28 protein-coding genes are annotated in these 25,204 nt (G+C 63.6%); 12 read left to right on the top strand and 16 right to left on the bottom strand.

From position 1 onward, the window contains the following. Window positions 1–94: 94 nt before the first annotated feature. Window positions 95–844, top strand: coding sequence for a response regulator (locus tag MKD49_RS23580; RefSeq protein WP_121037254.1), 750 nt, complete (start codon window positions 95–97; stop codon window positions 842–844). Window positions 845–910: 66 nt separating this feature from the next. On the opposite strand, the gene MKD49_RS23575 is transcribed toward MKD49_RS23580, so the two are convergent. Beyond that, complete coding sequence (locus MKD49_RS23575) at window positions 911–1,096, bottom strand: hypothetical protein (protein ID WP_252697529.1); 186 nt, start codon at window positions 1,094–1,096, stop codon at window positions 911–913. A gap of 233 nt (window positions 1,097–1,329) precedes the next feature. Between MKD49_RS23575 and MKD49_RS23570 the strand changes: the two genes are divergently transcribed. The 3 genes from MKD49_RS23570 (at window position 1,330) to MKD49_RS23560 (ending at window position 3,260) form a co-directional block, all read left to right on the top strand. Next, the gene (locus MKD49_RS23570) at window positions 1,330–1,587 is read left to right on the top strand and encodes a DUF3567 domain-containing protein (protein WP_034332163.1); all 258 of its coding nucleotides are present in this window, start codon (window positions 1,330–1,332) and stop codon (window positions 1,585–1,587) included. 135 nt (window positions 1,588–1,722) lie between these two features. Continuing rightward, entirely contained in the window at window positions 1,723–2,418 is a 696-nt protein-coding gene (locus MKD49_RS23565; protein WP_252697528.1) for a methyltransferase domain-containing protein, read from the top strand. Then, window positions 2,415–3,260 carry a DMT family transporter gene (locus MKD49_RS23560; RefSeq protein ID WP_252697527.1) on the top strand — a complete coding sequence of 282 codons (846 nt, stop codon included), beginning with the start codon at window positions 2,415–2,417 and terminating at the stop codon, window positions 3,258–3,260. The genes MKD49_RS23565 and MKD49_RS23560 overlap by 4 nt, the downstream gene beginning before the upstream one ends. 64 nt (window positions 3,261–3,324) lie before the next feature. Here MKD49_RS23560 and MKD49_RS23555 read toward each other — a convergent pair whose 3' ends face one another. From MKD49_RS23555 to MKD49_RS23535, 5 genes are all read right to left on the bottom strand, one after another. After that, a complete protein-coding gene (locus MKD49_RS23555; RefSeq protein ID WP_034332173.1) occupies window positions 3,325–4,047 on the bottom strand; it encodes an amino acid ABC transporter ATP-binding protein in 723 nt (240 codons plus the stop codon). A 5-nt stretch (window positions 4,048–4,052) separates the two neighbouring features. Then, complete coding sequence (locus MKD49_RS23550; RefSeq protein ID WP_034332175.1) at window positions 4,053–4,805, bottom strand: amino acid ABC transporter permease; 753 nt, start codon at window positions 4,803–4,805, stop codon at window positions 4,053–4,055. A gap of 164 nt (window positions 4,806–4,969) precedes the next feature. Next, window positions 4,970–5,749: a basic amino acid ABC transporter substrate-binding protein gene (locus tag MKD49_RS23545; protein ID WP_034332167.1), complete on the bottom strand. Its 780-nt coding sequence runs from the start codon at window positions 5,747–5,749 to the stop codon at window positions 4,970–4,972. A gap of 212 nt (window positions 5,750–5,961) precedes the next feature. Beyond that, window positions 5,962–6,870 carry an arginase gene (gene rocF / locus MKD49_RS23540; protein WP_252697526.1) on the bottom strand — a complete coding sequence of 303 codons (909 nt, stop codon included), beginning with the start codon at window positions 6,868–6,870 and terminating at the stop codon, window positions 5,962–5,964. Further along, a complete protein-coding gene (locus MKD49_RS23535; RefSeq protein ID WP_252697525.1) occupies window positions 6,867–7,910 on the bottom strand; it encodes an ornithine cyclodeaminase in 1,044 nt (347 codons plus the stop codon). The genes rocF and MKD49_RS23535 overlap by 4 nt, the downstream gene beginning before the upstream one ends. A 139-nt stretch (window positions 7,911–8,049) precedes the next feature. Here MKD49_RS23535 and MKD49_RS23530 point away from each other — a divergent pair, with 139 nt between their 5' ends. Further along, on the top strand, window positions 8,050–8,517 hold the full coding sequence (locus MKD49_RS23530; protein WP_083859554.1) for an Lrp/AsnC family transcriptional regulator: 468 nt from the start codon (window positions 8,050–8,052) through the stop codon (window positions 8,515–8,517). Between the two features lie 79 nt (window positions 8,518–8,596). On the opposite strand, the gene MKD49_RS23525 is transcribed toward MKD49_RS23530, so the two are convergent. Continuing rightward, window positions 8,597–10,498: a potassium transporter Kup gene (locus MKD49_RS23525; RefSeq protein ID WP_134221000.1), complete on the bottom strand. Its 1,902-nt coding sequence runs from the start codon at window positions 10,496–10,498 to the stop codon at window positions 8,597–8,599. Window positions 10,499–10,958: 460 nt separating this feature from the next. Between MKD49_RS23525 and MKD49_RS23520 the strand changes: the two genes are divergently transcribed. The 4 genes from MKD49_RS23520 to MKD49_RS23505 are packed head-to-tail and all read left to right on the top strand — an operon-like array spanning window position 10,959 to window position 14,740. Continuing rightward, window positions 10,959–11,987 (top strand): ABC transporter substrate-binding protein, encoded by a 1,029-nt coding sequence (locus MKD49_RS23520; RefSeq protein ID WP_121037278.1) that lies wholly within the window; start codon window positions 10,959–10,961, stop codon window positions 11,985–11,987. A gap of 40 nt (window positions 11,988–12,027) precedes the next feature. After that, on the top strand, window positions 12,028–13,005 hold the full coding sequence (locus tag MKD49_RS23515) for an ABC transporter substrate-binding protein (RefSeq protein ID WP_199724986.1): 978 nt from the start codon (window positions 12,028–12,030) through the stop codon (window positions 13,003–13,005). Then, the gene (locus MKD49_RS23510) at window positions 12,986–13,858 is read left to right on the top strand and encodes an ABC transporter ATP-binding protein (RefSeq protein ID WP_252697524.1); all 873 of its coding nucleotides are present in this window, start codon (window positions 12,986–12,988) and stop codon (window positions 13,856–13,858) included. The genes MKD49_RS23515 and MKD49_RS23510 overlap by 20 nt, the downstream gene beginning before the upstream one ends. A 15-nt stretch (window positions 13,859–13,873) precedes the next feature. After that, on the top strand, window positions 13,874–14,740 hold the full coding sequence (locus tag MKD49_RS23505) for an ABC transporter permease (RefSeq protein ID WP_252697523.1): 867 nt from the start codon (window positions 13,874–13,876) through the stop codon (window positions 14,738–14,740). Window positions 14,741–14,794: 54 nt separating this feature from the next. On the opposite strand, the gene MKD49_RS23500 is transcribed toward MKD49_RS23505, so the two are convergent. Both MKD49_RS23500 and MKD49_RS23495 read right to left on the bottom strand, forming a co-directional pair. Then, window positions 14,795–15,367 carry a methylated-DNA--[protein]-cysteine S-methyltransferase gene (locus tag MKD49_RS23500; protein ID WP_034332298.1) on the bottom strand — a complete coding sequence of 191 codons (573 nt, stop codon included), beginning with the start codon at window positions 15,365–15,367 and terminating at the stop codon, window positions 14,795–14,797. Between the two features lie 317 nt (window positions 15,368–15,684). Next, window positions 15,685–16,041 carry a hypothetical protein gene (locus MKD49_RS23495; protein ID WP_252697522.1) on the bottom strand — a complete coding sequence of 119 codons (357 nt, stop codon included), beginning with the start codon at window positions 16,039–16,041 and terminating at the stop codon, window positions 15,685–15,687. Window positions 16,042–16,401: 360 nt separating this feature from the next. Between MKD49_RS23495 and MKD49_RS23490 the strand changes: the two genes are divergently transcribed. Next, window positions 16,402–17,607, top strand: a complete 1,206-nt coding sequence (locus MKD49_RS23490; protein ID WP_039782897.1) for a threonine ammonia-lyase — start codon at window positions 16,402–16,404, stop codon at window positions 17,605–17,607. A gap of 33 nt (window positions 17,608–17,640) precedes the next feature. Here the strand turns inward: MKD49_RS23490 and MKD49_RS23485 are convergent, their stop codons facing one another. The 4 genes from MKD49_RS23485 to MKD49_RS23470 are packed head-to-tail and all read right to left on the bottom strand — an operon-like array spanning window position 17,641 to window position 20,226. Further along, window positions 17,641–17,928: a DUF6587 family protein gene (locus MKD49_RS23485; protein ID WP_252697521.1), complete on the bottom strand. Its 288-nt coding sequence runs from the start codon at window positions 17,926–17,928 to the stop codon at window positions 17,641–17,643. Then, entirely contained in the window at window positions 17,925–19,751 is a 1,827-nt protein-coding gene (locus MKD49_RS23480) for a ferrous iron transporter B (RefSeq protein ID WP_252697520.1), read from the bottom strand. Before MKD49_RS23480 ends, MKD49_RS23485 begins: the two co-directional genes overlap by 4 nt. Continuing rightward, complete coding sequence (locus MKD49_RS23475) at window positions 19,748–19,993, bottom strand: ferrous iron transport protein A (RefSeq protein ID WP_034332290.1); 246 nt, start codon at window positions 19,991–19,993, stop codon at window positions 19,748–19,750. Before MKD49_RS23475 ends, MKD49_RS23480 begins: the two co-directional genes overlap by 4 nt. Before the next feature lie 47 nt (window positions 19,994–20,040). Further along, the gene (locus MKD49_RS23470; RefSeq protein ID WP_252697519.1) at window positions 20,041–20,226 is read right to left on the bottom strand and encodes a hypothetical protein; all 186 of its coding nucleotides are present in this window, start codon (window positions 20,224–20,226) and stop codon (window positions 20,041–20,043) included. 248 nt (window positions 20,227–20,474) lie between these two features. On the opposite strand from MKD49_RS23470, the gene MKD49_RS23465 reads away from it, so the two are divergent. Then, the gene (locus MKD49_RS23465; protein WP_252697518.1) at window positions 20,475–20,951 is read left to right on the top strand and encodes a hypothetical protein; all 477 of its coding nucleotides are present in this window, start codon (window positions 20,475–20,477) and stop codon (window positions 20,949–20,951) included. A gap of 14 nt (window positions 20,952–20,965) precedes the next feature. On the opposite strand, the gene MKD49_RS23460 is transcribed toward MKD49_RS23465, so the two are convergent. After that, on the bottom strand, window positions 20,966–21,865 hold the full coding sequence (locus MKD49_RS23460; RefSeq protein WP_252697517.1) for a LysR family transcriptional regulator: 900 nt from the start codon (window positions 21,863–21,865) through the stop codon (window positions 20,966–20,968). Window positions 21,866–22,014: 149 nt separating this feature from the next. On the opposite strand from MKD49_RS23460, the gene MKD49_RS23455 reads away from it, so the two are divergent. After that, window positions 22,015–23,283: an MFS transporter gene (locus tag MKD49_RS23455; protein WP_204726353.1), complete on the top strand. Its 1,269-nt coding sequence runs from the start codon at window positions 22,015–22,017 to the stop codon at window positions 23,281–23,283. Window positions 23,284–23,366: 83 nt separating this feature from the next. Here MKD49_RS23455 and MKD49_RS23450 read toward each other — a convergent pair whose 3' ends face one another. Further along, the gene (locus MKD49_RS23450; RefSeq protein ID WP_034332285.1) at window positions 23,367–23,723 is read right to left on the bottom strand and encodes a hypothetical protein; all 357 of its coding nucleotides are present in this window, start codon (window positions 23,721–23,723) and stop codon (window positions 23,367–23,369) included. A 344-nt stretch (window positions 23,724–24,067) separates the two neighbouring features. Further along, window positions 24,068–25,087, bottom strand: a complete 1,020-nt coding sequence (locus tag MKD49_RS23445; RefSeq protein ID WP_252697516.1) for an NAD(P)-dependent alcohol dehydrogenase — start codon at window positions 25,085–25,087, stop codon at window positions 24,068–24,070. Window positions 25,088–25,204 lie beyond the last annotated feature (117 nt).

Here is a 25,204-nt window from a genome sequence, read left to right as displayed (position 1 = left end):
CATCAAGGCACGCTCGCTAACGCCGCGTCGAGCGCGCCGGCCCGGAACAAGATCGAAAACTTGGACAATGAACTAGCAGCGAGGAAAGCAGCACATGGCTAACATCCTGGTCGTCGATGACGAAATGGGTATCCGCGAATTGCTCTCAGAAATTCTGGGCGATGAGGGGCATGTCGTGACCACTGCGGAAAACGCGCAGCAGGCACGCGAGCTTCGCCAGGCCGGAGTCCCCGACCTCGTGCTGCTCGACATCTGGATGCCCGACACCGACGGCGTCACGCTCCTGAAGGAATGGCAACGCGATGGCCTGTTGACCATGCCGGTCATCATGATGTCCGGCCACGCCACCATCGACACTGCCGTCGAGGCCACTCGCATCGGCGCACTGAACTTCCTGGAAAAGCCGATCGCGCTGCAGAAGCTGCTCAAGGCCGTGCAGCAAGGGCTGTCACACAGCCGCGAAGCGGTGCGTCCGGCCAGCTATCGCCCGGCCCCGGTGGCCGCCGTGGCCAATGGTGCAGCCGACGGCCTGCACACCCCCGAACACGTCGCCCCGGTGGCCGCCTACGCGCCCGCATTGGGCAGCGAACCGCTGCATCACGGCACGCCGGCCGCGGCACCCTTCGGACAGGTGGCCGACAATGCCGCCAATATTTCCTTCGACCTGCCGCTGCGCGAAGCCCGCGATGCCTTCGAGCGCGCCTACTTCGAATACCACCTGGTGCGCGAAAACGGCAGCATGACGCGCGTGGCCGAACGTACCGGCCTGGAACGTACCCACCTCTACCGCAAGCTCAAGCAGCTCGGGGTGGAACCGGGCAAGCTGGCACGCAAGAATCACTGAGCCGCACCGGCATGAACACCAGGACAACGGGATCGCAGCGCGGTCCCGTTTCTTTTGGTAGTCTGATCACGTTTTGGTGGCAGTCCGCCACAGGGGTGTGGCGGCGTCAGAAATTTCCTGATGTTCTTTTACGTCCGACAGCGGCATGCTGAAGGCGTGATGAGGCTTGCCAGGCCGCAACCCGGCCTGCTGCAGCGCGATGAACTTCCAGGCGAGCTTGTCATCTATCTTCAGCAGGTGACGGTGCATCATGAAGAAACATGCAAGATTTCGTGCATGCGGAAAGGCAACACGGCAGGCATCAAAGTTTTTCGGACAAACTGCCGTCAACAGACTCAGGAGCGCAAGCGACGCGGCGTTCCGCGAGGGAGCTGTATCGAAGTAGCAGAGATGCACACGAGGCGCGGCCCAGGTGAAGGGTCTTGAAATTTACGGTGAAGGCGCCACTTCCTTTTCGAAGCAGTATTCCAGCATAAGGAGTCACTATGAACCTGATCTACAACAGTGAGCAGTACAGCGTCGTCGAATTCGGTGCCGATTCCGACCACGAAGCCCTGCGCTTCGGCGGCTACGAGATCATGGACAAGTCCGGCCAGCGTGAAATCTACATCGATGGCCCGGCGGCCGAACTGTTCCGCAAGGATGTCCAGGAACTGATCGCGTCCGAACCCACCATGGACGATATCGACAACTTCCTGAGCCGTTACGACGTGATGATGCGTCATCCCATGACCTTGCACTGATCGGGTCAAGCACTCCCGCTTTACAGGCAATGACGCCGCGCCCCCCGCGCGGCGTTTTCTTTTGGTCAGCTTGCCATCAGCGGCGCGCACGCGGCGTCCATTAAAATGGCGTTTTGCCGCCTTGACCACCTTGTCGTGAATTCATCCCCCATCAGCAGCGCCCAGACCGGCGTGCATGAGCAACTGGCCACCCTGGTGGCGCGCCACGCCGATCCCGCCCATCCGTTCCGCAAACCCGTCACCGATTACAACCAGCGCGCCTTCGATGCCAGCATGGCGGCCTGGCGCGCCGCAGGCGAGCCGCCGCTGATCCTCGACACCGGCTGTGGCGTGGGCTTGTCGACGCTGCACCTGGCGGCGCGCTACCCGGATCATTTCGTCATCGGCATCGACCAGTCGGCCGACCGCCTGGCCCGCAACACGCATTGGGATGGTCCGGAACCGGCGAATCTCTGCTTCGTGCGCGCCGACCTGGTCGATTACTGGCGGCTGGCGCATGAAACCGGGCTGCGGCCGGCGCGGCACTACCTGCTCTACCCCAATCCCTGGCCCAAGATCGGCCACCTGGCCCGGCGCTGGCAGGGCCATCCGGTGTTTCCCTTCATCGTGGCGCTGGGTGGACAGCTGGAATGCCGCAGCAATTGGCAGATTTATGTCGAAGAATTCACTTCGGCCCTGAACCAGCTATCTGGCGGCACTTTCCGTACCGAAGCCTGGCAACCCGATCAGCCCATCACGCCCTTCGAGCGCAAATATCTCGCCTCAGGCCACACGCTGTGGCGCGTCGTGGCCGATCTGGATGCGCAGGCACTGACGGACCGCAGCGTATGACGCTTTCCGTCATCGCCCTGGTCCTGGCCGCTGCGCTGCTGCACGCTTCCTGGAACGCCCTGCTCAAAAGCAGCCACGACCGCCTGGCGTCACTCTCGCTCATGACCCTGGGCGCGGGGCTGGGCGCGATCCCGCTGGTGCTGTGGCGACCGTGGCCGCAAGCGGAGAGCTGGTTCTACATCCTGCTCTCGGGCCTGCTGCACACCGGCTACAACCTGTTCCTGATCCGCGCCTACCGCATTGGCGACTTCGGCCAGTCCTATCCGATTGCGCGCGGCTCCTCACCCTTGCTGGTGGCGCTGGGGGCGGCGGTCTTTGCAGGCGAGCAGTTGGGCATCTATACGGTGATCGGCATCGCCCTGGTCTCACTGGGCATCGTCAGCCTGGCCAACCTGCACGCCATGCGCCGGCGCGAGCACCTGTCCGGCCCGCTGGCGGCCCTGGCGACCGGGGCCTTCATCGCGGCCTATACCATCACCGACGGCATCGGCGCGCGGCTGGCGGGCGACGCCATCGCCTATGCGGGCTGGCTGTTCGTCGCTGACAGCATCCCGCTGGCCCTGCTCTACCAGTACAAGCATGGACGCTCGCCGGTGGTGCTCTCGCACAAGGACACCTGGATCGGATTGGCGGGCGGCGTGATGTCGCTGCTCGCCTATGGCATCGTGATCTGGGCCGTGACGCTCGCCCCGATGGGCATGGTCTCGGCGCTGCGCGAGACCTCGGTGCTGTTTGCGCTCCTGATCGGCACGCTGTTCCTGGGCGAGAAGCTGACGCTGCGGCGCGTGCTGTCCTGTGCGGTCATTGCGGCAGGAGCCATCGTGCTTGGGGCGCATCACTGAGCCTGCAACGAAAAACGCCGGGATTGCTCCCGGCGTTCTCGTTTGCGGCGTACTGCGTGATGGCTTACAGCACCTTGCGCAGGAAATCGCGCGTGCGCTCATGGACCGGTTCACCCAGCACCTGCTGCGGCGGACCTTCTTCCATGATGACGCCCTGGTCGATGAAGAAGACCCGGTCCGCCACTTCACGCGCAAAACCCATCTCGTGCGTGACCACCACCATGGTCATGCCTTCTTCGGCCAGCTGTTTCATGACGGTCAGCACTTCGCCCACCAGTTCCGGATCCAGCGCGGAAGTGGGTTCATCGAACAGCATCACCTTCGGTTCCATCGCCAGTGCGCGGGCAATCGCCACGCGCTGCTGCTGGCCGCCGGAAAGCTGGTTGGGGAAGGCATCGATCTTGTCCAGCAGGCCGACCTTCTGCAGCAGCTTCTCGGCCACCAGGACCGCGTCGCGGCGCGACAGCTTCCTCACCTGCATGGGCGCCATGATCAGGTTTTCCAGCACCGTCATGTGCGGGAACAGGTTGAAGCGCTGGAACACCATGCCCAACTCCGCGCGCAAGGCATTCAGGTTGACCTTGGGGTCATTGAGCTTGACGCCTTCGATGAAGATGTCGCCATCGCTGACTTCTTCCAGCCCGTTGAGGCAGCGCAGGAAAGTGCTCTTGCCCGAGCCCGAGGGCCCGATCACGCACACCACTTCGCGGGCGCGGATCTCGCAATCGATGCCGCGCAGGATGTGCGCCTGGCCGAAGCGCTTCTGCAGTTGATTGACCTTGATCATCGTGCTCATCGTGCATCTCCCTTGCCGTAACGTGCTTCCAGATGGCGTACCAGCGCCGCCAGCGCCAGCGTGATGACCCAGTAGATCACCGAGATGGTCAGGTACGGCTCCCAGTAGCGCGCGTAGGCACCCGAAACGGTACGCGCCGCATAGGCCAGTTCAGCCAGGCCGATGGCCGAAGCCAGCGAGGAATCCTTGACGATGGCAATCGCATTGTTGCCCAGCGGCGGCAGCATGCGGCGGAAGGCCTGCGGCAGCACCACGCGGCGCAGCGTGCCGAGGTAGCTCATGCCCAGCGAGCGCGAGGCTTCGCTCTGGCCACGGTCGATGGACTGGATGCCGGCGCGGAAAATTTCCGACACATACGCGCCCGAGTTGAGCGTGATGGCCAGCACCGCCGAGGCGAAAGCACCGTAGTGCGAGCGGATCTCACGCGCCAGGTCACCCGAGAGGATCAGGCCGCCGCTGGGGTTGATCAGCATCGGCATGAGCGCGAAGTGGATCAGCAGGATCTGCACGAACAAGGGTGTGCCGCGCAGGAAGCTGACGTAGAAGCGAATCGGCCACTGCACGCAGTAGCACAGGAAATATTTCCAGAAACCATGGCGTGCTTCGGCCAGGCGGCCCACGCCCAGCACCAGGCCCCAGCAGGTGCCGGCGATCACGCAGATGATCGCGGCCTTGAGGGTCATCCAGGTGCCTTCGACGAACAGCGGCGCGTATTCGCCGATGATTTCCCATTGGAAGAAGGAATGCATGATGAATCCGTTCAAACGGAGGTGTTGAGAAAAGCGGAGAAGCGGAAAAAAGCGGAACAGGCGATACCGGCGAACCCGGCAACACCAGCAGCCCACCCCGCAAGACGGCACGGGGCGGCGCTTTCAGGCGAGTGCCCGGCCTCTGGGCCGGTGCACCGGAAGGCTTACTTCAGCGGCAGGGTCGGCACTTCGCCGTCGAACCAGGTCTTGTAGATCTTGGCGTAGGTGCCATCGGCGACAATCTGCTTCAGGCCGGCGTTGATCTTGTCCAGCAGTTCCTTGTTGCCCTTCTTGACGGCGATGCCGAAGTACTGGCGCACGAACTTGGTGTCGCCGACCACCTTGAATTTCTTCTCGGGATGGCTCTTGATGTAGAACTTGATCACGCCCACATCGCCCACGGCCGCATCAACGCCACCGCGATACAGTTCTTCCAGCATCAGCACGGTGTTGTCGAAGCGGTGGATGGCGGTGCTGGCCTTGCCCAGTTCTTCGGAGACCACGATGTCACCGGCGGTGGAATTGACCACGGCCACTTGCGTCTTCTTCAGGTCGGCCAGCGAGGCGATCTTGGCATCGGCGTTGGTGATGATGACTTGTTCGGCCGGGAAGTACGGCAGCGAGAAGTCGACCATCTGGGCGCGCTTGTCGGTGATGGTGATGCCGGAGATGATGATGTCGCGGTCACCCTGGCCGAGGGTGGCGAAGATGCCTTCCCAGGGCGTGCTCACCAGCTGGATCTTGAAGTTGGAAGCTTGCGAGATCGCCTTGATCAGGTCGATGTCGAAGCCGACCAGTTCCTTCTTCGGGGTTTCGAATTCGAAGGGGCGATAGGTACCGCCAGCGCCGACCACGTAGGTCTGGTCAGCTGCGAAGCTGCTGCCGGCAGCACAGGACAGGGCCAGCGCGCTGGCGGCCACGGTGAAGAATTTCTTGAGAGACATGATGACTTCTTTCTGACGGAGGAGTAATCCGGGAGAGCAAGATGCGTGCGCACCCCGCTGTCGCCCCCGGCGTGCGAGTGCTTCCCGGCACGCGGGAATGCGGGGTCATTACCCTGCACCCGCCCACCGGACGCGACAAAACCCTGAATGATCGGGCATTGCCCGCAATCCTTCAACCTCCAATTGCAGACGATGAGAGCCATCAGCCAAACTCAGCGAATCAGTGTGGATTTTCCGAACAGACTTTCGACCAGGTCCACCACCACCTCCGCCGTCTGGTTGCGCACATCGCAGGCCGGATTGAGTTCCATCACGTCCAGTGAAGCGAGGCGGCCGGTATCGGCGATCATCTCCATGCATAGCTGCGCCTCGCGATAGGTCGGCCCGCCCAGCACCGCAGTGCCCACCCCTGGTGCCAGTGCGGCATCGAGGAAATCCACATCGAAACTCACATGCAGATGGGTCTCCGGGCCCATGCCGGCCAGCGCCTCCTGCATGGTGGTTCGCATGCCGTATTCATCGATGTGGCGCATGTCGAAGACGCGCACGCCCAGTTCGCGCAGGTGGCGCTTTTCTTCACGGTCCACGCTGCGGATGCCGATCTGGCAGATCTGCTGCGGCTGCATGGCCGGCGTCTGCCCACCCAGGCGAATGAGCGCTTCGGGCCCCATCCCCAGCAGACAGGCCACCGGCATGCCGTGGATATTGCCGGTCGGGGTGGACTGGCTGGTGTTGGCATCGGCATGGGCATCCAGCCACAGCACGCGCAAGTCCTTGCCATGCGTGCGACAGTGACGCGCCACGGCAGCGATCGACCCGACCGCCAGCGCGTGGTCGCCGCCCATGAGCAGCGGCACTTCACCCTCGGCCAGGCTGCCCGATACCGCATCGAAGACGGCCTGGTTCCACTGCACCACCTGTTCCAGATGGCGCAAGCCCTGTACCGGTGGCTGCTGCGGATTGGCCGGACCGCCCAGGTCACCGCCATCGATGACTTCCAGTCCATGCTGCTGCAGGCTGCGCTGCAGCTCGGCCACGCGCAGGGCGGCCGGTCCCATGGAGGCACCACGGCGGCTGGCGCCCACGTCGGTGGGGGCGCCCATCATCCTGATCTTGTTCATGCGTTTGCCTGCTCCTTGTAGGGAAGAACGGGGATGGCCAAGCCATACAAGTCTTTGGGGTTGTCCAGTACGGGGACCAGATCGATCTGCTGCGCGTGATGCGCATCGATATGGTCATCCAGGTAGCGCAGCGCCGAGAAATCTTCCAGCGCGAAACCGACCGAATCGAAGACCGTCACCTCATGGGCATCGCGGCGGCCCAGCGAGATGTCGGCCAGCACTTCCCACAATTCGGTCACCGCAAAGTCCGGCGGCATCTGCTGCACTTCCCCTTCGATACGCGATTGCGGTGCGAATTCCACCACCACGCGCGCTTTCTCCAGCACGCCGCGATGCAGTTCGGTCTTGCCGGGGCAATCGCCGCCGACCGCATTGAGGTGCATGCCCGCTTCGATCATGTCCGGATGCACGATCACTGCACGGCGCTTGTCGGCCGTCACGGTCGTGACGATGTCGGCCCCGGCCACCGCCTCGGCCGTGCTGCGCGCACGGATCAGCCGCAATGCAGGCCAATCGCGCAGATTACGCATCAGCTTGTCGGTGGCGCCCGGGTCGACATCGAACAGCCGCAATTCCGTGATGCCCAGCCGGGTATGGAAAGCGATGGCCTGGAACTCCGCCTGCGCACCATTGCCGATGAGCGCCATGCTGCGGCTGTCCGGGCGCGCCAGATGATGTGCTGCAAGTACCGAGGTCGCCGCCGTGCGCAAAGCCGTCGTCAAGGTCAGCTCCGAGAGCAGGCGCGGATAGCCGCTGGCCACCTCGGCCAGCACACCGAAGGCGGTAACCGTCAACAAACCCTGCGCCGTATTGGCGGGATGGCCGTTGACGTACTTGAAGGCATACCAGCGTCCATCCGAAATGGGCATCAGCTCGATCACCCCGCGCGCCGAGTGGCTGGCCACGCGCGCGCTCTTGTCGAATTGGGGCCAGCGCAGGAAGTCCTCGCGCAGATACTGCACCATGCCGCCGATCACCTCCGGCAAGGGATGCGTGGCCAGATGGGCTTGCAGGTCCGACGTTCCGATGTACTTGACCATGATGCATCAGCCTCTTGTGCAAAGGCTGCCTCGGCAGTGGCGATGGATGAAATCTTATCCACAACGAAGCGAAACAGGCTTTCGTTTTTCGTCATGATTTGCCATGATGACGAAATATTATTTCGTGGCGATGAATCTCATGGACAAGATCGACATCAAGATCCTGGAACTGCTGCAAGCCGACGGCCAGATCAGCAACGTCGACCTGGCCGAGCGCATCCACCTCTCGCCACCGCAGTGCATGCGGCGCGTGCGTGCGCTGGAGGAGCAGGGCGTGATCCGCCGCTATGCCGCCCTGGTGGCACCGGCCGAGGTCGGGCTCAATGTCACGGCCTTCGTCTCGCTGTCGCTGGACCGGGCGCAATTCAAGCAGGTGCGCGCAGTGGAAAAGGTGATCAAGGCCTTTCCTGAAATCGTCGAGTGCTACACCATCTCGGGCGACTTCGATTACCTGCTCAAGGTGGTCTCGCAGGATCTCAAGAGCCTGTCGCACTTCCTCACCGACCGCCTGATGCAGGTCCCCGGCGTGGCCGGGCTGCGCTCCATGATCTGCCTGGAAGAGGTCAAGCCGACCTCGCCACTGCCCATCACCCTGCCCCCGCGATAGGTCCGGGCACTCCACAAAAAAACAGGGCCGCCCCGAAGGACGGCCCTGTTTCTGCATCACGCGGCGTGTGCTATGCCGCTCAGATCTCCACCTTGGTGCCCAGCTCCACCACCCGGTTGGCCGGGATGTGGAAGAAGTCCGACGGCTTGGCACCGTTCTGGTACATCCAGGCGAACAGGCGCTCCCGCCACAGCGACATGCCCAGCAGCTTGCTCGGTACCACCGTGTCGCGCGCCAGGAAGAAGGAGGTATCCATCAGGTCAAAGTGATGGCCGAACTGCTGCTCGGTCAGCGTCATGACCTTCTGCACTTCCGGTGCTTCCTTGAAGCCGAAGGCGGCGCGCAGCAGGTAGACGTCGCCGCCCAGGTCCTTCATGGTCAGGCGCTCGCTGTCGGCCACGTAAGGCACGTCCCAGATGCTGATCTTCAGGAAGAACACGCGCTCATGCAGGATGCGGTTGTGCTTCAGGTTGTGCAGCAGCGCGACCGGGACGGTAGCGATGTTGCCGGTCATGAAGACGGCGGTCCCGCCCACGCGATGCGGCGGATGCGCCAGCAGGCCTTCGATGAAGGGCTCGATGGGAATGCCGTCATCCTTGATGCGCATGCGCAGCAGCATGCGGCCCGAGTACCAGGTCATCAGCAGGAAGAAGGCCGCGCCGCCGATGACCAGCGGGAACCAGCCACCCTCGGTAAGTTTGAGCAGGTTGGCCGCGAAGAAGGCCACGTCGACCACCATGAAGCAGCCGATGGCCACCACCACGGCCGGCATGCGCCACTTCCAGATGTGGCGCATCACCACGCCCAGCAACATGGTGGTGATCACCATGGTGGTGGTCACGGCCACGCCATAGGCGGCGGCCAGGTTGTCGGATTTCTTGAAGGCCAGCACCACAGCGACCACCAGCACCAGCAGCATCCAGTTGATCAGGGGAATGTAGATCTGGCCCTGTTCATCCTCGGAGGTATGCAGGATGCGCATGCGCGGCACGAAGCCCAGCAGGATGGCCTGGCTGGTCAGCGAGAAGGCCCCCGAGATCACCGCCTGCGACGCAATCACGGTGGCGCAGGTGGCCAGCACCACCATGGGCAGCACCAGCGGATCGGGGATCATCAGGTAGAAGGGATTCTTGATCGCATCCGGATTGGCGATCAGGTTGGCGCCCTGGCCGAAGTAATTGATCAGCAGCGACGGCATGACCGTAAATAGCCACGCGTAGCGGATCGGCTTGATGCCGAAGTGGCCCATGTCGGCATACAGCGCCTCGGCCCCGGTCAGCACCAGCACCACCGAGCCCAGTACGATGAAGGCCTGCAGCGAATGCTCCGCCATGAAGTGCACGGCGTAATACGGATTGATCGCCACCAGCACCTCGGGCGCCTTGACGATGTTGTAGAGGCCCAGCAGCGCCAGCGAGAAGAACCACAGGAACATCACCGGCCCGAAGAAGCGGCCCACCACGCTGGTGCCATGCCGCTGGATCAGGAACAGGATCACCACGATCACCAGCGTGAGCGGAATGACCGCATGCGCCGTACTCGGCGCGGCGATCTCCAGCCCTTCCACCGCAGAGAGCACGGAGATGGCCGGCGTGATGACGACGTCGCCATAGAACATGCAGGCACCGAAGACGCCCAGCATCATCAGCAGCTTGGCGCGCGGCGAACCTGAGATGGCTGAGCGCAGCGACAGCGCCATCAGCGCCAGCACGCCGCCTTCGCCGTTGTTGTCGGCGCGCAGCACGAACATCACGTACTTGATGGTGACCACGATGGAGATCGACCAGAACAGCATCGAGATGATGCCCAGCACCGCGCCCGGAGAAAAGGCGATGCCGTGGTCGGGGCTGAAACATTCCTTCAATGCGTACAGCGGGCTGGTACCGATATCGCCGAACACCACACCCAGCGCGGCCAGGGTAATCAGGTGGAATTTGGTCGACCGGAGGGAAAGGCCTGAATTGGTATGAGATGAACCCATCTTGCTCCCTTTGCTTCTTCAAATAGAGTGCCGGCGGACAGGTTCTGGGGGCAGACGCCACCCTCGGCGGGGAGGGCTGGCCACTGTCCGGGCAGGACGCGTACTTTAGCGCACTCTACCCGTGGTGCGCTCAAAATGCCGCAGACGTCACCCTGACGTTGCGCGCGCGCCTCTCGCCTGGCTTGCGGAACTTGACAGCCGCGCACGGACGCGGTTCCGGAATTGCACTGCCGCAAAAACCTTCATATCGCCTGGAACCGGCGTGGGACAAGGCTTTGCGGCCTATACAGCGGCCGCATATCGATATGCGGTAATCGAGTTTTTCTTTCTCCTCTGCCCTTTATATACTCCGAACGAATAAAGAACCGCGTTTTACCACCATGACGGTTCTAAGCCGAAGCCGCACATCCACTGCCGGATTCTCCACTGAAGCCGGCCGACCTCCACCGCACAGGACACCATGACTACACGACTCTCTTCCAAAGGGCGCCTGCGGCGTCTCTTTACCACCACCCTGGCGCTGTCGCTGCTGGGCGCGCCGCTGATGGCGCGCGCCGAAGGCCAGCTGCGCATTGCCGAGCAGTTCGGCATCGTCTACCTGCTGTTGAACGTGGCCCAGGACCAGCAACTGATCGAAAAGCACGGCAAGACCGCCGGGGTCGACATCAAGGTGGAGTGGCTCAAGCTCTCCGGCGGTTCGGCCGTCAATGATGCCCTGCTCTCGGGTTCGGTCGATATCGCCGGCGCCGGCGTGGGCCCGCTGCTGACCATCTGGGACCGTACCTATGGCAAGCAGAACGTGCGCGGCGTGGCCTCGCTGGGCAACTTCCCCTACTACCTGGTGAGCAACAATCCCAAGGTCAAGACCATCGCCGATTTCGGCGACAAGGACCGCATCGCCGTGCCTGCGGTGGGCGTGTCGGTGCAGTCGCGCGTGCTGCAGCTGGCCTCGGCCAAGCTGTGGGGCGACGCCCAGTACAACAAGCTGGACAAGATCAGCATCGCCGTGCCACACCCGGATGCGACTGCGGCCATCATCAGCGGCGGTACCGAGATCACGGGCCACTTCGGCAATCCGCCATTCCAGGAACAGGAACTGGCCGGCAACCCCAACGCGCACATCGTGCTGAAGTCCTATGACGTGCTGGGCGGCCCCTCCTCGGCCACCGTGCTGTACGCCACCGAGAAATTCCGCAAGGACAATCCCAAGACCTACGGTGCCTTCCTCGGCGCCCTGGATGAAGCGGCCAAGTTCATCAGCGCCAATCCCGAGAAGGCGGCCGACATCTACCTGAAGGTCAACAAGGGCAACACCGACCGCAAGCTGCTGCTGCAGATCATCAAGAACCCGGAAGTGCAGTTCAAGATCGCCCCGCAGAATACCTATGGCCTGGCCGAGTTCATGCATCGCGTGGGGGCCATCAAGAACAAGCCCGCCTCGGTGAAGGATTACTTCTTTGATGATGCGCACGTGCAAGGGGGCAGCTGAAATGGCCATTTCCCTGAAATCATATAAATCATTTACAGTCATGCTGGCCGGCGTCATCGCGCTGGGCAGCGCAGCCTCTGTCCACGCCGAAGGCACGATCCGCATCGCCCAGCAATTCGGCATCGGCTACCTGATCCTCGACGTGGTGCAGGACCAGAAGCTGATCGAAAAATACGGCAAGCAGGAAGGTGTGGACATCAAGGTCGAGTGGACCAGCCTGTCGGGCGCCACCGGCATGAACGAAGCCCTGCTGGCCGGGGCGCTGGACGTGGTCTCGGCCGGTGCGCCGCCGGCCCTGGTGCTGTGGGACCGCACGCGCGGGCGTCAGAACGTCAAGGCGATCGCCTCACTGGGCTCCATGCCCAACTACCTGCTGAGCAACAATCCCAAGGTCAGGACCATCAAGGACTTCAGCGACAAGGACCGCATCGCCGTCCCGGCCGCAGGCGTCGGCTTCCAGTCGCGCACGCTGCAGATCGAGACCGCCAAGGTGTTCGGCAAGGAAGACTTCAAGCGCTTCGACAGCATCAGCGTGAGCCTCTCGCATCCGGATGCCACGGCGGCCCTGATCGCGGGCGGCTCGGAAATCAATGCGCACTTCTCCAGCCCGCCCTTCCAGTACCAGGCGCTGGAAAACAAGAACGTGCACAAGGTCATCAGCTCCTACGACATCATGGGCGGCCCGGCGACCTTCAACGTGCTCTACACGACGCAGAAATTCCACGACGAGAACCCCAAGACCTACCGCGCCTTCTACAAGGCGCTGGTGGAAGCGGCCGAGTTCGTGCGCAACAACAAGGCCAAGGCGGCCGACACCTTCATCCGCGTGCAGAAGTCCAAGCTCTCGCCGGAGTTCGTGCGCAAGATCGTGGAAGACCCGGAAATCAACTTCACCGTCTCGCCCGAGCGCACCTTCGTCTATGCCGAGCAGCTGCATGCGCTGGGCGTGCTGAAGAATCGCGCCAGCAGCTGGAAGGATTACTTCTTCGAGGAAGCGTATGCACAACCCGGCAGCTGAAACCGCCAGCGTGAGCGCCGCAGCCAGCCTGCAGCCGCTGCTGCAGGTGGACCGCGTGAGCCTGCAATACCATACCGCCACGGCCGTGGTGCAGGCCACGCATGAAGTCAGTTTCGACGTGCATCCGGCGGATCGCTTCGTGCTGCTGGGGCCGTCGGGCTGTGGCAAGTCCAGCCTGCTCAAGTCGGTCGCGGGCTTCCTGCCACCGGCTGGCGGCGAGATCCGTCTCGACGGCCAGGTGGTGCATCAGCCGGGGCCGGACCGCATCGTGGTGTTCCAGGAATTCGACCAGTTGCCGCCGTGGAAGACGGTGCTGCAGAACGTGATGTTTCCGCTGCTGGCTTCGCGCACGCTGGGCAAGCGCGAAGCCGCCGAGCGCGCGCGCCATTACCTGGAGAAGGTTGGCCTGGCGCGCTTTGCCGATGCCTATCCGCATACGCTCTCGGGCGGCATGAAGGCACGCGTGGCGATTGCCCGCGCACTGGCGATGCAACCCAAGATGCTGCTGATGGATGAGCCCTTCGCCGCCCTCGATGCGCTGACCCGCCGCAAGATGCAGGAAGAATTGCTGGCGCTGTGGGATGAGGTGCGCTTCACCCTGCTGTTCGTGACGCACTCCATCGAAGAAGCACTGGTGGTGGGCAACCGCATCCTGCTGCTCTCGCCCCATCCGGGCCGCGTGCGCGCCGAGATCAACAGCCATCAATACGACTTGTCCAGCCTCGGCGGCGTGGGCTTCCAGCAGACCGCACAGCGCATTCACCGCCTGCTCTTCGATGAAGGCGGCGAGAACAGCGCGGCCAGCACAGCGGCACCGGTCATCAATTTCAGCGATGTCCGTTTTTCTTACTAAAGACCGAAATACGCCATGCCCCAGACTCCCCCGATCCGCGACGAATACGAACTGCCGCTGACTCCCCTGCCCGGCCTGGTACTGCAGCGCCAGTTCTCGCTGCCGCAGCGCATCTGGCAACAGGGCTGGGTGCGCAAGGGGGCCATCCTGCTGCTGCTGGCGTTGATATGGGAAGTCGTCGCGCGCTGGCAGAACAATGACCTGCTGCTGCCGACCTTCCTGCAGACCGCGCAGGCCTTCATCGATGGCCTCAAGACGGGCGAACTGTTCGGCAAGACCTGGCTGTCGCTGCAGGTGCTGCTGAAGGCCTATCTGCTGGGTATCGTGGCGGCCTTCGTGCTGACCACGCTGGCGGTGTCGACGCAATTCGGGCGCGACCTGCTGGGTACGCTCACCTCGATGTTCAACCCGCTGCCGGCCATTGCGCTGCTGCCCATCGCCCTGCTGTGGTTCGGGCTGGGCGAAGGCAGCCTGATCTTCGTGCTGGTGCATTCGGTGCTGTGGGCGCTGGCGGTCAATACCTATGCGGGCTTCCTGGGCGTCTCGGACACCCTGCGCATGGCCGGCCGCAACTACGGCCTGCGCGGCCTGGGCTTCGTGCTGCAGGTACTGGTGCCGGCCGCCCTGCCCTCCATCCTGGCGGGATTGCGCATCGGCTGGGCGTTCGCATGGCGCACGCTGATTGCTGCAGAACTGGTCTTCGGTGCCACCAGCGGCAAAGGCGGACTGGGCTGGTACATCTTCCAGAATCGCAACGAACTCTATACCGACAAGGTCTTCGCCGGGCTGGCCATGGTGATCCTGATTGGCCTGCTGGTAGAGAACCTGGTCTTCAATACGCTGGAACGCGTGACCGTAAAGAAGTGGGGCATGCAGCGCTGAGCGCGCTGCACGGCCAGGCTGGCTGTTGCTCAGGAGTTAGTTGCGTTTTCGGACTTACAGCAGCGACAGCTGGTTGGGATCCTCGCGCCGCCGCGATTGCGCCTTGCGGCGCGGGTCGATGACCTGGCCGATATCGCGGCCTTCGGTGGAAATGCCCTCGATGGCCAGCAGCAGTTTCTTGACGTGCAGTCCGCCGGCAAAGCCGGTCAGTTCGCCGCCGGTACCGATGACGCGATGGCAGGGCGCGATGATGGAAATGGGATTGCGGCCATTGGCAGCACCCACGGCGCGCACCGCCTTGTCGTTGCCGAGCTGGCGCGCGATATCGAGATAGGTGCGGGTCTGTCCATAAGGGATGTCGAGCAGAGCCGACCATACCTGGCGCTGGAATTCGGTGCCTTCAAAATGCAGCGGGATATCGAAGCTCTCGCGTTCGCCGGCAAAATATTCGCGCAGCTGATGTTCGGTTTCGATCAGGACCGGACGGTCTTCATCTTCCACCATCTCGCCCAGGCGCACGCGCAGGGCATCGTCGTCCTCCCACAGGATGGCCGCCAGGTGATCCCCCTTGGCCACCAGCTTGAGCAAACCGGCCGGGGAGGCCATCAGCTTGTACGCGTATTCCATTGGCATCTCTTTTGTTGCGTTGAGGGGGCTGATTCTACTGTGTTACCGCTTGAGGTCGTCAAGAATGTTCCAGAAACTTCGATGGCGAAATGGATGCTGGCAGTGGATCATCGCATCCTCATATCGCAATCGACACTACGCTCATGGACAAACCCCGCAGGCCGGTGCCCGACCCGTTCGGCATATGGAAATTGCTTCCAACCAAAACTGGCGATTATCAACAAACCCTACGCAGGGAATGGGATGACCGGAGCTTGCTGCAAGCAAAAAAAAAAGCGCCGATAACATCGACGCTTGCTTCACGATATTGAACGGCTTCACACCGTCAACACCGAATGCCCGCTCTCATTCAACGCGTCATACACCCGCGTGCATACGCGGCAAAACAGATGGCTGCGCTTGACATGGTGATGCCGCAGCACCAGCTGCAGCGCCACGCCTTCGCAATGCGGGCAAGCCTCGCGCATCGGGCCCACCGGCGTGACGTCGGCGGCCAGGTAGCCGTTGGGGGTCATGATGCCTTCCACGACTTCGCGCGGATCCAGCTCGACCAGCTTCAACAGCAGCGGTGCCGTGCGCTGGTAAGGGCGCGTGCGTTCGCGCGGGGGAACGAGGGGACTGAAGGGCAGGGGCGGGGACGATCGGACATCCGGTTGCCGGGTGGCCATGCTCATGGGTATCTCCTGGGTGAGAACTGCTGAGACTGTTCGGATCTGCGTGAGAAGGAAGGGCGCGCGCCACTTCCGGGTGCCGCATCCGCGCTGGCTGTTGTCTCCTGGTGGAAGCAGCTGGCGGCGCGACGAGTCTTTACTCTAGTCGGCGCAGCGACGGACTTCAATGGCCACTCGCAAAGAAATTTTGTGTTGTCTGGACTGCAATTGCTCAGGTACTGGTTATCATCGGCCAGGCAAAAAATTACGCGACGGATTTTCGAATTTGCAAGCAGAACGGCCCATGACTTTGCTTTCGCGGCATCCTGAGCGGCTGCATGCCCGAACTGCTACAAATCACCCCATTGGCTCTACAATCTCAGCATGACAACGCTCAACGACATCGAAGCCGCCGCCTTGCGGCTGCAAGGCCAGATCCTGGAGACGCCCTGTGTGGAATCGCGCACGCTGTCCCAGATCGTCGGCGCCCAGGTCTTCCTGAAATTCGAAAACCTGCAATTCACCGCCTCCTTCAAGGAACGCGGCGCCTGCAACAAGATGGTCGACGTCGCCGCCAGCGAAGGCGGTGCGCGCGGCGTGGTGGCCATGTCGGCGGGCAACCATGCGCAGGGCGTGGCCTATCACGCACAGCGGCTGGGCTTGCCAGCCACCATCGTGATGCCGCGCTTCACGCCCGGCGTGAAGATCGAACGTACACGCGGCTTCGGTGCCAATGTCGTGCTGCATGGCGACACCCTGGAAGCGGCCCGCACCCACGCCTACGAACTGGCCGAGAAAGAGGGCCTGACCTTCGTCCACCCCTATGACGACGAAGCCATCATCGCGGGCCAAGGTACGGTTGCGCTGGAGATGATGAAGGCGGTGCCGGACCTGGATTGCCTGGTGGTCTCCATCGGCGGTGGCGGCCTGCTGGCCGGCATGGCCGTGGCCGCGCGCGCCATCAAGCCGGAGATCGAGATCGTGGGCGTGCAGACACGCCGCTTCCCGACCATGTTCAATGCCGTCAAGGGTACGGAACACCCGGTCGGTGCCAGCACCATCGCCGAAGGCATCGCGGTCGGCACGCCCGGCACGCTGACCCGCGCCATCATCGCGCGCGAAGCCGACGAGCTGCTGCTGGTCGATGAAGGCGATATCGAACAGGCCGTGCTGATGCTGCTGGAAATCGAAAAGACCCTGGTGGAAGGGGCGGGTGCCGCCGGACTGGCCGCGCTGGTGCGCTATCCGGACCGCTTCCGTGGCAAGCGCGTGGGGCTGGTGCTGTCGGGCGGCAACATCGATCCGCTGTTGCTGACGGCCATCATCGAACGCGGCATGGTGCGCGCCGGACGGCTGGCCCGGGTCAAGGTCAGTTCACGCGACGTGCCCGGCACGCTGGCGCGCATCACCGGCATCGTCGCCGAGGCCGGTGCCAACATCGATGAAGTCCACCACCAGCGCGCCTTTACGCTCCTGGCCGCACAGAACGTGGATATCGAACTGGTGCTGCAAACCCGTGGCCGTCCGCATCTGGCCCAGGTGCTGCAAGCCTTGCGCGCGGCCGGCTTCGAGGCCGAAGAGCTGCACTGACCGCAAGCCTCGCCGCCGCGCCGGATCCCGGATTCAGCGGCGGCGATGGAACCGGATCTTCTGTTCCAGCGGCGGCAGGGCCTCACCGCTATCGCCACAGCCATCACACGCACCGCCACCACAGCCCCCGCTTTTGGCGGGCGGCAACCAGCGCCGGCCCAGCGCCTGCCACATCCCCGCACGACGACGCATCAGCCAGCTCGCCAGCCGCGCCTGCCAGCGCCAGCTTGCCGAGGGTGCCAGCTTGCGCAGCATGTAGAGCGCACTGGCCGTGACCAGCGCGGCAATGACCGCGTATTGCCACCACAGCGGGTGATTCATGCCAGCCACCTCGCGAGGTTGTAGGTCAGGAAGGACGCGGCATAGGCCAGTACGAACATGTAGCCGAAGGACAGCGCCACCATGCGCCAGGACTGCGTCTCGCGGCGGATGATGGCCAGCGTGGACATGCACTGCGGCGCAAAGGCGAACCACACCATCAGCGACAGCGCACTGGCCAGCGAGATGTGCGCAGCCAGCGCGCTTTGCAGCGCCGCGCCTTCTTCACCGCCCACCGCATAGACGGTGGCCAGCGTGGCCACGGCGGTCTCCCGCGCGGCGAAGGCCGGGATCAGCGACAGGCTGATCTGCCAGTTGAAGCCCAGCGGAGCGAACAGCATTTGCAGGCTGTGGCCGATATAACCGGCGATGGAATAGTCGATGGCGGCGCGGGTCGCGCCCTCCGGTGCCGAGGGGAAAGTGCAGATGGCCCACATCAGTACCGTCAGCGCCAGCATCACGCCGGTCAGGCGCTTGAGGAAGATGGCGCCGCGTTCCCACAGGCCCAGCGCAATATCGCGCCAATTCGGCAGGCGATAGGAGGGCAGCTCCATCAACAGCGCGCGCTCCTGGCGCGCATTGCCGATGCGCTTGGCCACCCAGGCCACCAACATGGCGGCGGCAATCCCCGCCACATAGAGACAGAACAGCGCCAGCCCCTGCAGGTTGAAGATACCCAGCACCGGACGATGCGGAATGAAGGCACCGATCAGCAAGGCATACACCGGCAGGCGCGCCGAACAGGTCATCAGCGGCGCGACCAGAATGGTCGCCAGCCGGTCACGCGGATCGGTGATGCTGCGCGTGCCCATGATGCCGGGAATGGCACAGGCGAAGCTGGAAAGCAGGGGAATGAAGGAACGTCCCGACAAGCCCACCGAGACCATCAGCTTGTCCAGCACGAAGGCCGCGCGCGGCAGGTAGCCGGATTCCTCCAGCAGCAGGATGAAGAAAAACAGCACCAGGATCTGCGGCAGGAAACCCAGCACCGTGCCCAGCCCGGCCAGCAGGCCATCGGTGACCAGCCCGCGCAAGGGCCCCTCCGGCAGCCACTCGCCGACCACGCCGCCGAGCGTGCCGAAACCATCGGCAATGGCGTCCGTCATGGGCTTGCCGATGGCATACACCGCCTGGAACACCAGGAACATGGTCAGCGCCAGCAATAGCACCCCGAACATCGGATGCAGGGCCACGCGGTCGATCGCATCATCGCGGCGGTCTGTCGGGGCCGGCATCACCACGGTATCGGCCAGCAGCGCGCGCACTTCCACGTGCAAGTCATCCGGTTCTTCGGCGGCCGGGGAGGGCACGGGGGCCTGCGTATCGATGGCCGCCACCAGCGCGCGCGTGCCGCCGCGCCTGACCGCGATGGTCTCGATCACCGGCATGCCCAGCCGCTGCGACAGCGCCGCCACGTCGATGCGGATACCGCGCCGGGCGGCTGCATCCATCATGTTCAGCGCCAGCACCATGGGCCGGCCCAGGCGGCGCACTTCCAGCACGAAGCGCAAGTGCAAGCGCAGGTTGGTGGCATCGGCCACGCAGACGATCAGGTCCGGCACCGCCTCGCCGGGATAGCGGCCAGCCAGTACGGCCTGCGTCACGCGTTCATCGGGGCTCACGGATTGCAGGCTGTAAGCGCCCGGAAGATCCACCACGCGCACATGGCGTCCGGAAGGGGCGGTGAAGGCACCCGACTTGCGCTCCACGGTCACGCCCGCGTAGTTGGCGACCTTCTGGCGCGCGCCAGTCAGCTGGTTGAAGAGGGCGGTCTTGCCGCAATTCGGATTGCCCACCAGGGCGATGTTGAGGGCGGCGCTGCTCATGCCGCCGCTCCCGCAGCCAGCGTCACGCGCTCGGCTTCGGCACGGCGCAGGGCAAATCGCGTCGAGCCGATCTGGACCACGATGGGATCGCCGCCAAAGGGCGCGCTGGCCACCACCCGCACCGGTTCACCGCGCACGAAACCGAGGTCGCGCAGGCGCGCTGCCACGGCATCGGCGGGTTGAAGGTCAGTCACCTGGTCGACGATGGCACCGACCCCCTTGGCTAGTTCAGTAAGACGCATGGTTTTTCTTCTGATCAGGATTCAGGAACGATTCTCATTATATTGCTTCACCCTGATGAACGCCTGACGGCTGCTGACCGCCAGCGCCCCGCCCGGCCTTGTCCGGCGCGGCTGCGGCGATATGCCACAGCCGCCGCCGCGCAATCCTCTCCAAAGTGTTGGATTAAAGATAATGAAAGAAACGCAACTTCATCATTTTCTTTTATCATCTGAACAATAATTTCGGCAATCATGTCGCTTCTTCGCCGAATCCCGTTGAAATTTCCATGCGTAAATTTTTGCAGCGCACTATACTTATTTTTGTTTCCACAGGGAAATGCATGACCGGCTGCGCAGGCCGGATGACTGGGAGCCGGAAGGGCCGCGTGGGGGTGGCCGGGCCGGTGCGATCGATTCAAGCAGCTTGCACGGGAGCAGGCCTGTCGGCCTGAGTGACAACAACAAGATGATTCCACATCCAGCAGGGCCCGCCGGATCCGACATGCCGCAGCCGATGCCGCTGCGCACGTTGCTGGCTGAAATCAGCGCATTGACGCTGCACGTACAGCAACTGAGCCGCATGGCCGGCGAGGCCAGCGCACTGATCGACAACAGCCAGAGGCCGGCACCCATTGCCCCGTCACCCTCAGGAGTCAGCAGCCAGGATGACGAGGCCGATGCCAGCCCCGCCCATCCATCCCCCTCGGTAGACCTGGAAGACGCCATCCTGCGCATCTTCGACGAGACCTTCGGGCCGCGCACCGACACCCTGGAACGCCAGATGAGCATGAGCCTGATCGCCGAGATCGGCCCGGCCGCCTTCGTGCAGAAGGTGCTGTGGGGCGAGGAGATCAGCGACATCGCGCTGACCATCGCGCTGGAGCGCATGCTGCCCGCGCTGGAACTGCTGGTGGAGGCGCATCCGCGCGCCTTCCTGCGCCAGGCCAACTCGGTGCTGGGGCGCTTCAAGTCCAACTAGGACGTTTATTCAACTCACTTGTCCGGCGCGCTGCGCTTGAGCGAACGCTGCAAGTGCGCCGCAAAGCGCGAGGCCGCAATCGACTGCCGGTGATAGGCCAGCGACAGCTGCGCGCGCGGTGCCGGCTCGCGGATGTCGATGTAGCGCACCTGGGCCAGCTGCACCTGTTCGATCGCCTCGGGCACGATGGAGATGCCCAGCCCCGCGGCCACCAGATTGATGGCCGAGGTCAGTTGCGGGGCCAGCTGGATCACCTGCGGATCGAAGCCGGCCGCCTGGCAGGCGCTGAAGATGTTGTCATAGAGCGCCGAGCCCTTGCCGCGCGGGACCATGATGAAATTCTCCCCGGCCAGATCCTGCAAGTGCAGCGACTTGCGCCGCGCCAGCGGATGAGAACGCGGCAGCGCCACCTTCAGTTTTTCCGCCGGCAGCTCGACCACGCCCAGCTCCGTCGAAGGCGTGGTGACGATCCGCACGAAGGCCGCATCCAGTTGTGAGGCGGCGATATCGGCCAGCAGCTGTTCGGTGATGCCTTCACTCAGGGAAATTTCCAGCTTGCGATGGCGTTCGCGGAATTGCTGCAAGGCGTGCGACACCAGCGGATGAAACACCGCCGACGAAGTAAATCCCATGCGCAACAACCCCACTTCGCCACTGGCCGCCTGCTGCGCGGCACGCAAGGCCTGCTCGGCATCGTCCACCGCTTTCTGCGCGTGCGGCAGGAACACGCGGCCGACCTCGGACAGCTCCACGCCGTGCGAGGTGCGCAGGAAGAGGGCACCGCCGATCTCGGCTTCCAGATCCTTGATCTGCATCGACAGCGGCGGTTGGCCGATGCCGACCTTCTCGGCGGCGCGCGTGAAACTGCGCTGTTCGGCCACGGCCAGGAAATAGCGGAGGTGTCGGAGTTCCATGTCGGGCGCCCTGTGAAGAGTGGCTGATATCTGTTTTATAGATGGCAAGCGTGCGTGCCATATATTGGACAATATAGCCGAATTATTCCAGACTGCCTCCCTCCACAACACACCCCGTGCGCCGGCCCATCCCTGGCGCGCGCATCGCCATGCAGTCCGTCTCCGATACCTCCACCACCGGCAGCAGCGCCCTCCACGGCAAGCCGGTCAAGCAACCCGCCACCGTTCTACCGCGCGGGGCCGTGCGCGGATCAGCCGCCTATCGCAACATCGTACTGGCCTTGTTCTGTTCCGGTTTCGCCACGTTCTCGCTGCTGTATTGCGTGCAGCCGCTGCTGCCCGCCTTCGCGCAGGAATTCGGCATCGGTGCCGCGAGCGCATCGCTGGCACTCTCGCTGTCGACCGGTTTTCTGGCGGTGTCGATTCTGCTGGCGGGCATGGTGTCGGAACGCTATGGCCGCAAGGAACTGATGTTCGCCTCGCTGGCCACCGCGGCCTGCTGCAACCTGCTGGCCGGGGTGGCACCAAACTGGGAACTCATCCTGGTGGTGCGTGCGGTGGAGGGCATCGCACTGGGTGGCGTACCGGCGGTAGCGATGGCCTATCTCGCGGAGGAAATCGATGCCAGCGGGCTGGGCTATGCGATGGGACTGTACGTGGGCGGCAATGCCTTTGGCGGGATGGTGGGGCGGGTGGCGATGAGCACCCTGTCCGAGCACATCGGCTGGCGTCATGCCATGCTGGCCATCGGCGCGCTGGATCTGGCGCTGGCGGTGGCCTTCGTGCTGATGCTGCCGGCCTCGCGCAACTTCGTGCGCAACGGCACGATGCAGTTGCGCGATCACGTCGCGCTGTGGAAGCGCCATCTCGGCCATGCGCGCCTGCCGCTGACCTTCGGCATCGCGGCGCTCAACATGGGCATCTTCGCCACGTCGTACAACTATGCGGGCTTCCGTCTGATGAGCCCGCCGTTCTCGCTCTCGGCCACGCTGACCGGGCTGATCTTCAGCGCCTACATCTTCGGCATCGTGTCCTCTTCCTGGGCCGGTTCGCTGGCCGACCGCTATGGCCGCGCACCGCTGGTGGCGGCCGGCATCGCCACCTCGTGCGCCGGACTGTTCCTGACCTGCACCTCGTCACTGGCGCTGGTGATCACGGGCATCGTGCTGCTGACCATCGGTTTCTTCACCACGCATTCGGCCGCCAGCAGCTGGGTCGGACGCATGGCCAGCAGCGGCCGCGGCCATGCGGCCTCGCTCTATCTGCTGTCCTACTACCTGGGCGGCAGTGTCCTCGGTTCGGCCGGTGGCTGGTTCTGGGAACACTCGGGCTGGAATGCGGTGGCCGCCTTCATGCTGTTGCAGGTAATGACGGCGGCCTGGCTGGCGCGGCGTCTGTGGCGGCAGGGACGCAATTGAAAAGGCCACCACGCAAGAAGACCCGGACAAAAAAAATCCCCGGCCGCAGCCGGGGATAATCCTCAAGACCTCAGTCTGTCAAATTACGGAGTCTTGTCAGTCGGGGTGGCCGGCGAAGTGGCCAGGGCTTCATTGCGCTGGGCAGTGGAGTCCTTCTTTTCCTGCTTCAACTGGGCCTTGGCGGCCTTCTTGTCGGCCTTGTACTCCTGCTTGGCAGCCTTCTTCTGCGCCTTGTACTCGGCCTTGGCGTCGGCATCAGCCTGACGCTTCTGAACGAACGGGTCGTTCGACGGCACAGCCGACGGCGTGGTCGCGGTGGCGCTCATCGGCGCAGTCGGTGCAGCACCCACGGCGTTGCCGTTGGTCGGTGCATTCTGGGCCATGGCGCTACCGGCCAGGGCCATGAACAGGGACGAAATCAGGATGTGACGAGTCTTCATGCTTACCTCCTTGCGTTGTGTTTATCAAAAAGCCCGAGGCTTTCAGTAAGGTCGGGTCGCTGGATCGTTGATCCATGTCCATCACTATAGGCAGGCTTGCTGTTGCGCTATGTCGGACAAGGTCTGATTCTCAGCTTCCCCGATGCCGCAAATTGATGAGCGGTTTCGTGACCTGCCGCTCAGCTCGGTTTGCGTCATGCCTGATGCTCTGAACGCATCCCGCACAACAAGGTTCGGAGGAAAGTGCAAGCGTCAGTGAGCGTTGCAAGCAATCGTAACAAGCGGGAACTGCCCGCCCGGCAAGGCTTGTACTCACTTTCCGGCGGGCATCACGGCAGCTTCGTTCAACGGTCCGCGCGCACCACCACCTTGCCGAAGGGCCCACGCTCCAGATGCGCCAGTGCCTCGGGCAACTGCGCGAATCCATATTCCTGTTCCACCACCGGCACCAGGCGCAGGTGATCCACGGCACGCACCAGGTCTTCCAGCGCACGGCGGTGTCCCACGCCGATGCCCTGGATGGTGTGGCGACCCAGCAGCAACGGGAAGATCGAAGTCTGCAACTGCGCATCGCCCAGCAAGCCGATGACCGACAAGCGGCCGCCTTGCCTGAGGGCCTGCAGCGAGCGTCCGATGTTCTCGCCGCCCACCAGTTCCAGCACATGATCGGCACCCCGTCCTTCCGTCAGGGCCCGCACCTCGTGCTGCCATTCCGGATGCTGGCTGCGCAGCAGGCCGTGCGTGGCACCCAGCGCCCGTGCGCGTTCCAGCTTGCCGGCATCGCCCGAGAGGATGATGGTGCGCGCGCCATGCGCCGCCGCCAGTTGCACACCGAACAGCGCCACGCCGCCCGTGCCTTGCAGCACCACCGTCTGCCCGGCGTGCAAGTGACCTTGCTCCACCAGCGCCATCCACGCCGTGAGACCGGCGCAGGGCAGGGTGCTGGCCTGCGCATCCGTCAAGTGCAATGGCGCGGCGACGGCCCAGTCTTCCTGCAGCAGCACGTACTCGGCCAGCATGCCGGGACCGGGCGCGCCCAGTGCCAGCGTGCCCTGCGGCCAGGGACCATCGAGCCAGCCGCCCCAGAACGTGGAGATCACGCGCTGGCCCGCAATGAAACGCTGCACACCGTCTCCCACCGCCACCACCTCGCCGGCCATGTCGGAAGCGGGCGTGAAGGGCGGCTGCACCTGCGCGCCGCCGGTGCCGTTGTCGATGTTCATCTTGTCGCGATAGTTGAGGGCGACGGCGGTCACGCGAACCAGGATCTGGCCGGGGCCAGGCCGGGGAATGGCGACGGTCTGCAATTGCAGGTGTTGCTTGCCGAACTGGCCGAGATGCCAGCGGCGCATGGTGTGGTCCATGGTGGCTCCTGATGATCGAGAGAAAAAGAAGAGCGCCAGTGTAGAAAAATTGCGCCCCGGCTTGTGGCGGCACTTTTTCTCTTGCTTGTAGAATCAGATTCACCAATCACCTGGCAC

Source organism: Herbaspirillum sp. WGmk3 (assembly GCF_023952535.1).
GTDB lineage: Bacteria > Pseudomonadota > Gammaproteobacteria > Burkholderiales > Burkholderiaceae_D > Herbaspirillum > Herbaspirillum huttiense.
This window is presented reverse-complemented; position numbering and strand designations above follow the sequence as displayed.

Bases quoted from the DNA above. Each gene is read 5' to 3' on its own strand.
- MKD49_RS23560 (WP_252697527.1), top strand. From the start codon at position 2,415: ATGACGCTTTCCGTCATCGCCCTGGTCCTGGCCGCTGCGCTGCTGCAC.
- MKD49_RS23570 (WP_034332163.1), top strand. From the start codon at position 1,330: ATGAACCTGATCTACAACAGTGAGCAGTACAGCGTCGTCGAATTCGGT.
- MKD49_RS23510 (WP_252697524.1), top strand. From the start codon at position 12,986: ATGCACAACCCGGCAGCTGAAACCGCCAGCGTGAGCGCCGCAGCCAGC.
- MKD49_RS23455 (WP_204726353.1), top strand. From the start codon at position 22,015: ATGCAGTCCGTCTCCGATACCTCCACCACCGGCAGCAGCGCCCTCCAC.
- MKD49_RS23460 (WP_252697517.1), bottom strand. From the start codon at position 21,865: ATGGAACTCCGACACCTCCGCTATTTCCTGGCCGTGGCCGAACAGCGC.
- MKD49_RS23475 (WP_034332290.1), bottom strand. From the start codon at position 19,993: ATGCGTCTTACTGAACTAGCCAAGGGGGTCGGTGCCATCGTCGACCAG.
- MKD49_RS23515 (WP_199724986.1), top strand. From the start codon at position 12,028: ATGCTGGCCGGCGTCATCGCGCTGGGCAGCGCAGCCTCTGTCCACGCC.
- MKD49_RS23555 (WP_034332173.1), bottom strand. From the start codon at position 4,047: ATGATCAAGGTCAATCAACTGCAGAAGCGCTTCGGCCAGGCGCACATC.
- rocF (WP_252697526.1), bottom strand. From the start codon at position 6,870: ATGAACAAGATCAGGATGATGGGCGCCCCCACCGACGTGGGCGCCAGC.
- MKD49_RS23445 (WP_252697516.1), bottom strand. From the start codon at position 25,087: ATGGACCACACCATGCGCCGCTGGCATCTCGGCCAGTTCGGCAAGCAA.
- MKD49_RS23505 (WP_252697523.1), top strand. From the start codon at position 13,874: ATGCCCCAGACTCCCCCGATCCGCGACGAATACGAACTGCCGCTGACT.
- MKD49_RS23520 (WP_121037278.1), top strand. From the start codon at position 10,959: ATGACTACACGACTCTCTTCCAAAGGGCGCCTGCGGCGTCTCTTTACC.
- MKD49_RS23535 (WP_252697525.1), bottom strand. From the start codon at position 7,910: ATGGTCAAGTACATCGGAACGTCGGACCTGCAAGCCCATCTGGCCACG.
- MKD49_RS23525 (WP_134221000.1), bottom strand. From the start codon at position 10,498: ATGGGTTCATCTCATACCAATTCAGGCCTTTCCCTCCGGTCGACCAAA.
- MKD49_RS23495 (WP_252697522.1), bottom strand. From the start codon at position 16,041: ATGAGCATGGCCACCCGGCAACCGGATGTCCGATCGTCCCCGCCCCTG.
- MKD49_RS23450 (WP_034332285.1), bottom strand. From the start codon at position 23,723: ATGAAGACTCGTCACATCCTGATTTCGTCCCTGTTCATGGCCCTGGCC.
- MKD49_RS23470 (WP_252697519.1), bottom strand. From the start codon at position 20,226: ATGATTGCCGAAATTATTGTTCAGATGATAAAAGAAAATGATGAAGTT.
- MKD49_RS23480 (WP_252697520.1), bottom strand. From the start codon at position 19,751: ATGAGCAGCGCCGCCCTCAACATCGCCCTGGTGGGCAATCCGAATTGC.
- MKD49_RS23500 (WP_034332298.1), bottom strand. From the start codon at position 15,367: ATGGAATACGCGTACAAGCTGATGGCCTCCCCGGCCGGTTTGCTCAAG.
- MKD49_RS23530 (WP_083859554.1), top strand. From the start codon at position 8,050: ATGGACAAGATCGACATCAAGATCCTGGAACTGCTGCAAGCCGACGGC.
- MKD49_RS23575 (WP_252697529.1), bottom strand. From the start codon at position 1,096: ATGATGCACCGTCACCTGCTGAAGATAGATGACAAGCTCGCCTGGAAG.
- MKD49_RS23485 (WP_252697521.1), bottom strand. From the start codon at position 17,928: ATGAATCACCCGCTGTGGTGGCAATACGCGGTCATTGCCGCGCTGGTC.
- MKD49_RS23580 (WP_121037254.1), top strand. From the start codon at position 95: ATGGCTAACATCCTGGTCGTCGATGACGAAATGGGTATCCGCGAATTG.
- MKD49_RS23465 (WP_252697518.1), top strand. From the start codon at position 20,475: ATGCCGCAGCCGATGCCGCTGCGCACGTTGCTGGCTGAAATCAGCGCA.
- MKD49_RS23490 (WP_039782897.1), top strand. From the start codon at position 16,402: ATGACAACGCTCAACGACATCGAAGCCGCCGCCTTGCGGCTGCAAGGC.
- MKD49_RS23550 (WP_034332175.1), bottom strand. From the start codon at position 4,805: ATGCATTCCTTCTTCCAATGGGAAATCATCGGCGAATACGCGCCGCTG.
- MKD49_RS23545 (WP_034332167.1), bottom strand. From the start codon at position 5,749: ATGTCTCTCAAGAAATTCTTCACCGTGGCCGCCAGCGCGCTGGCCCTG.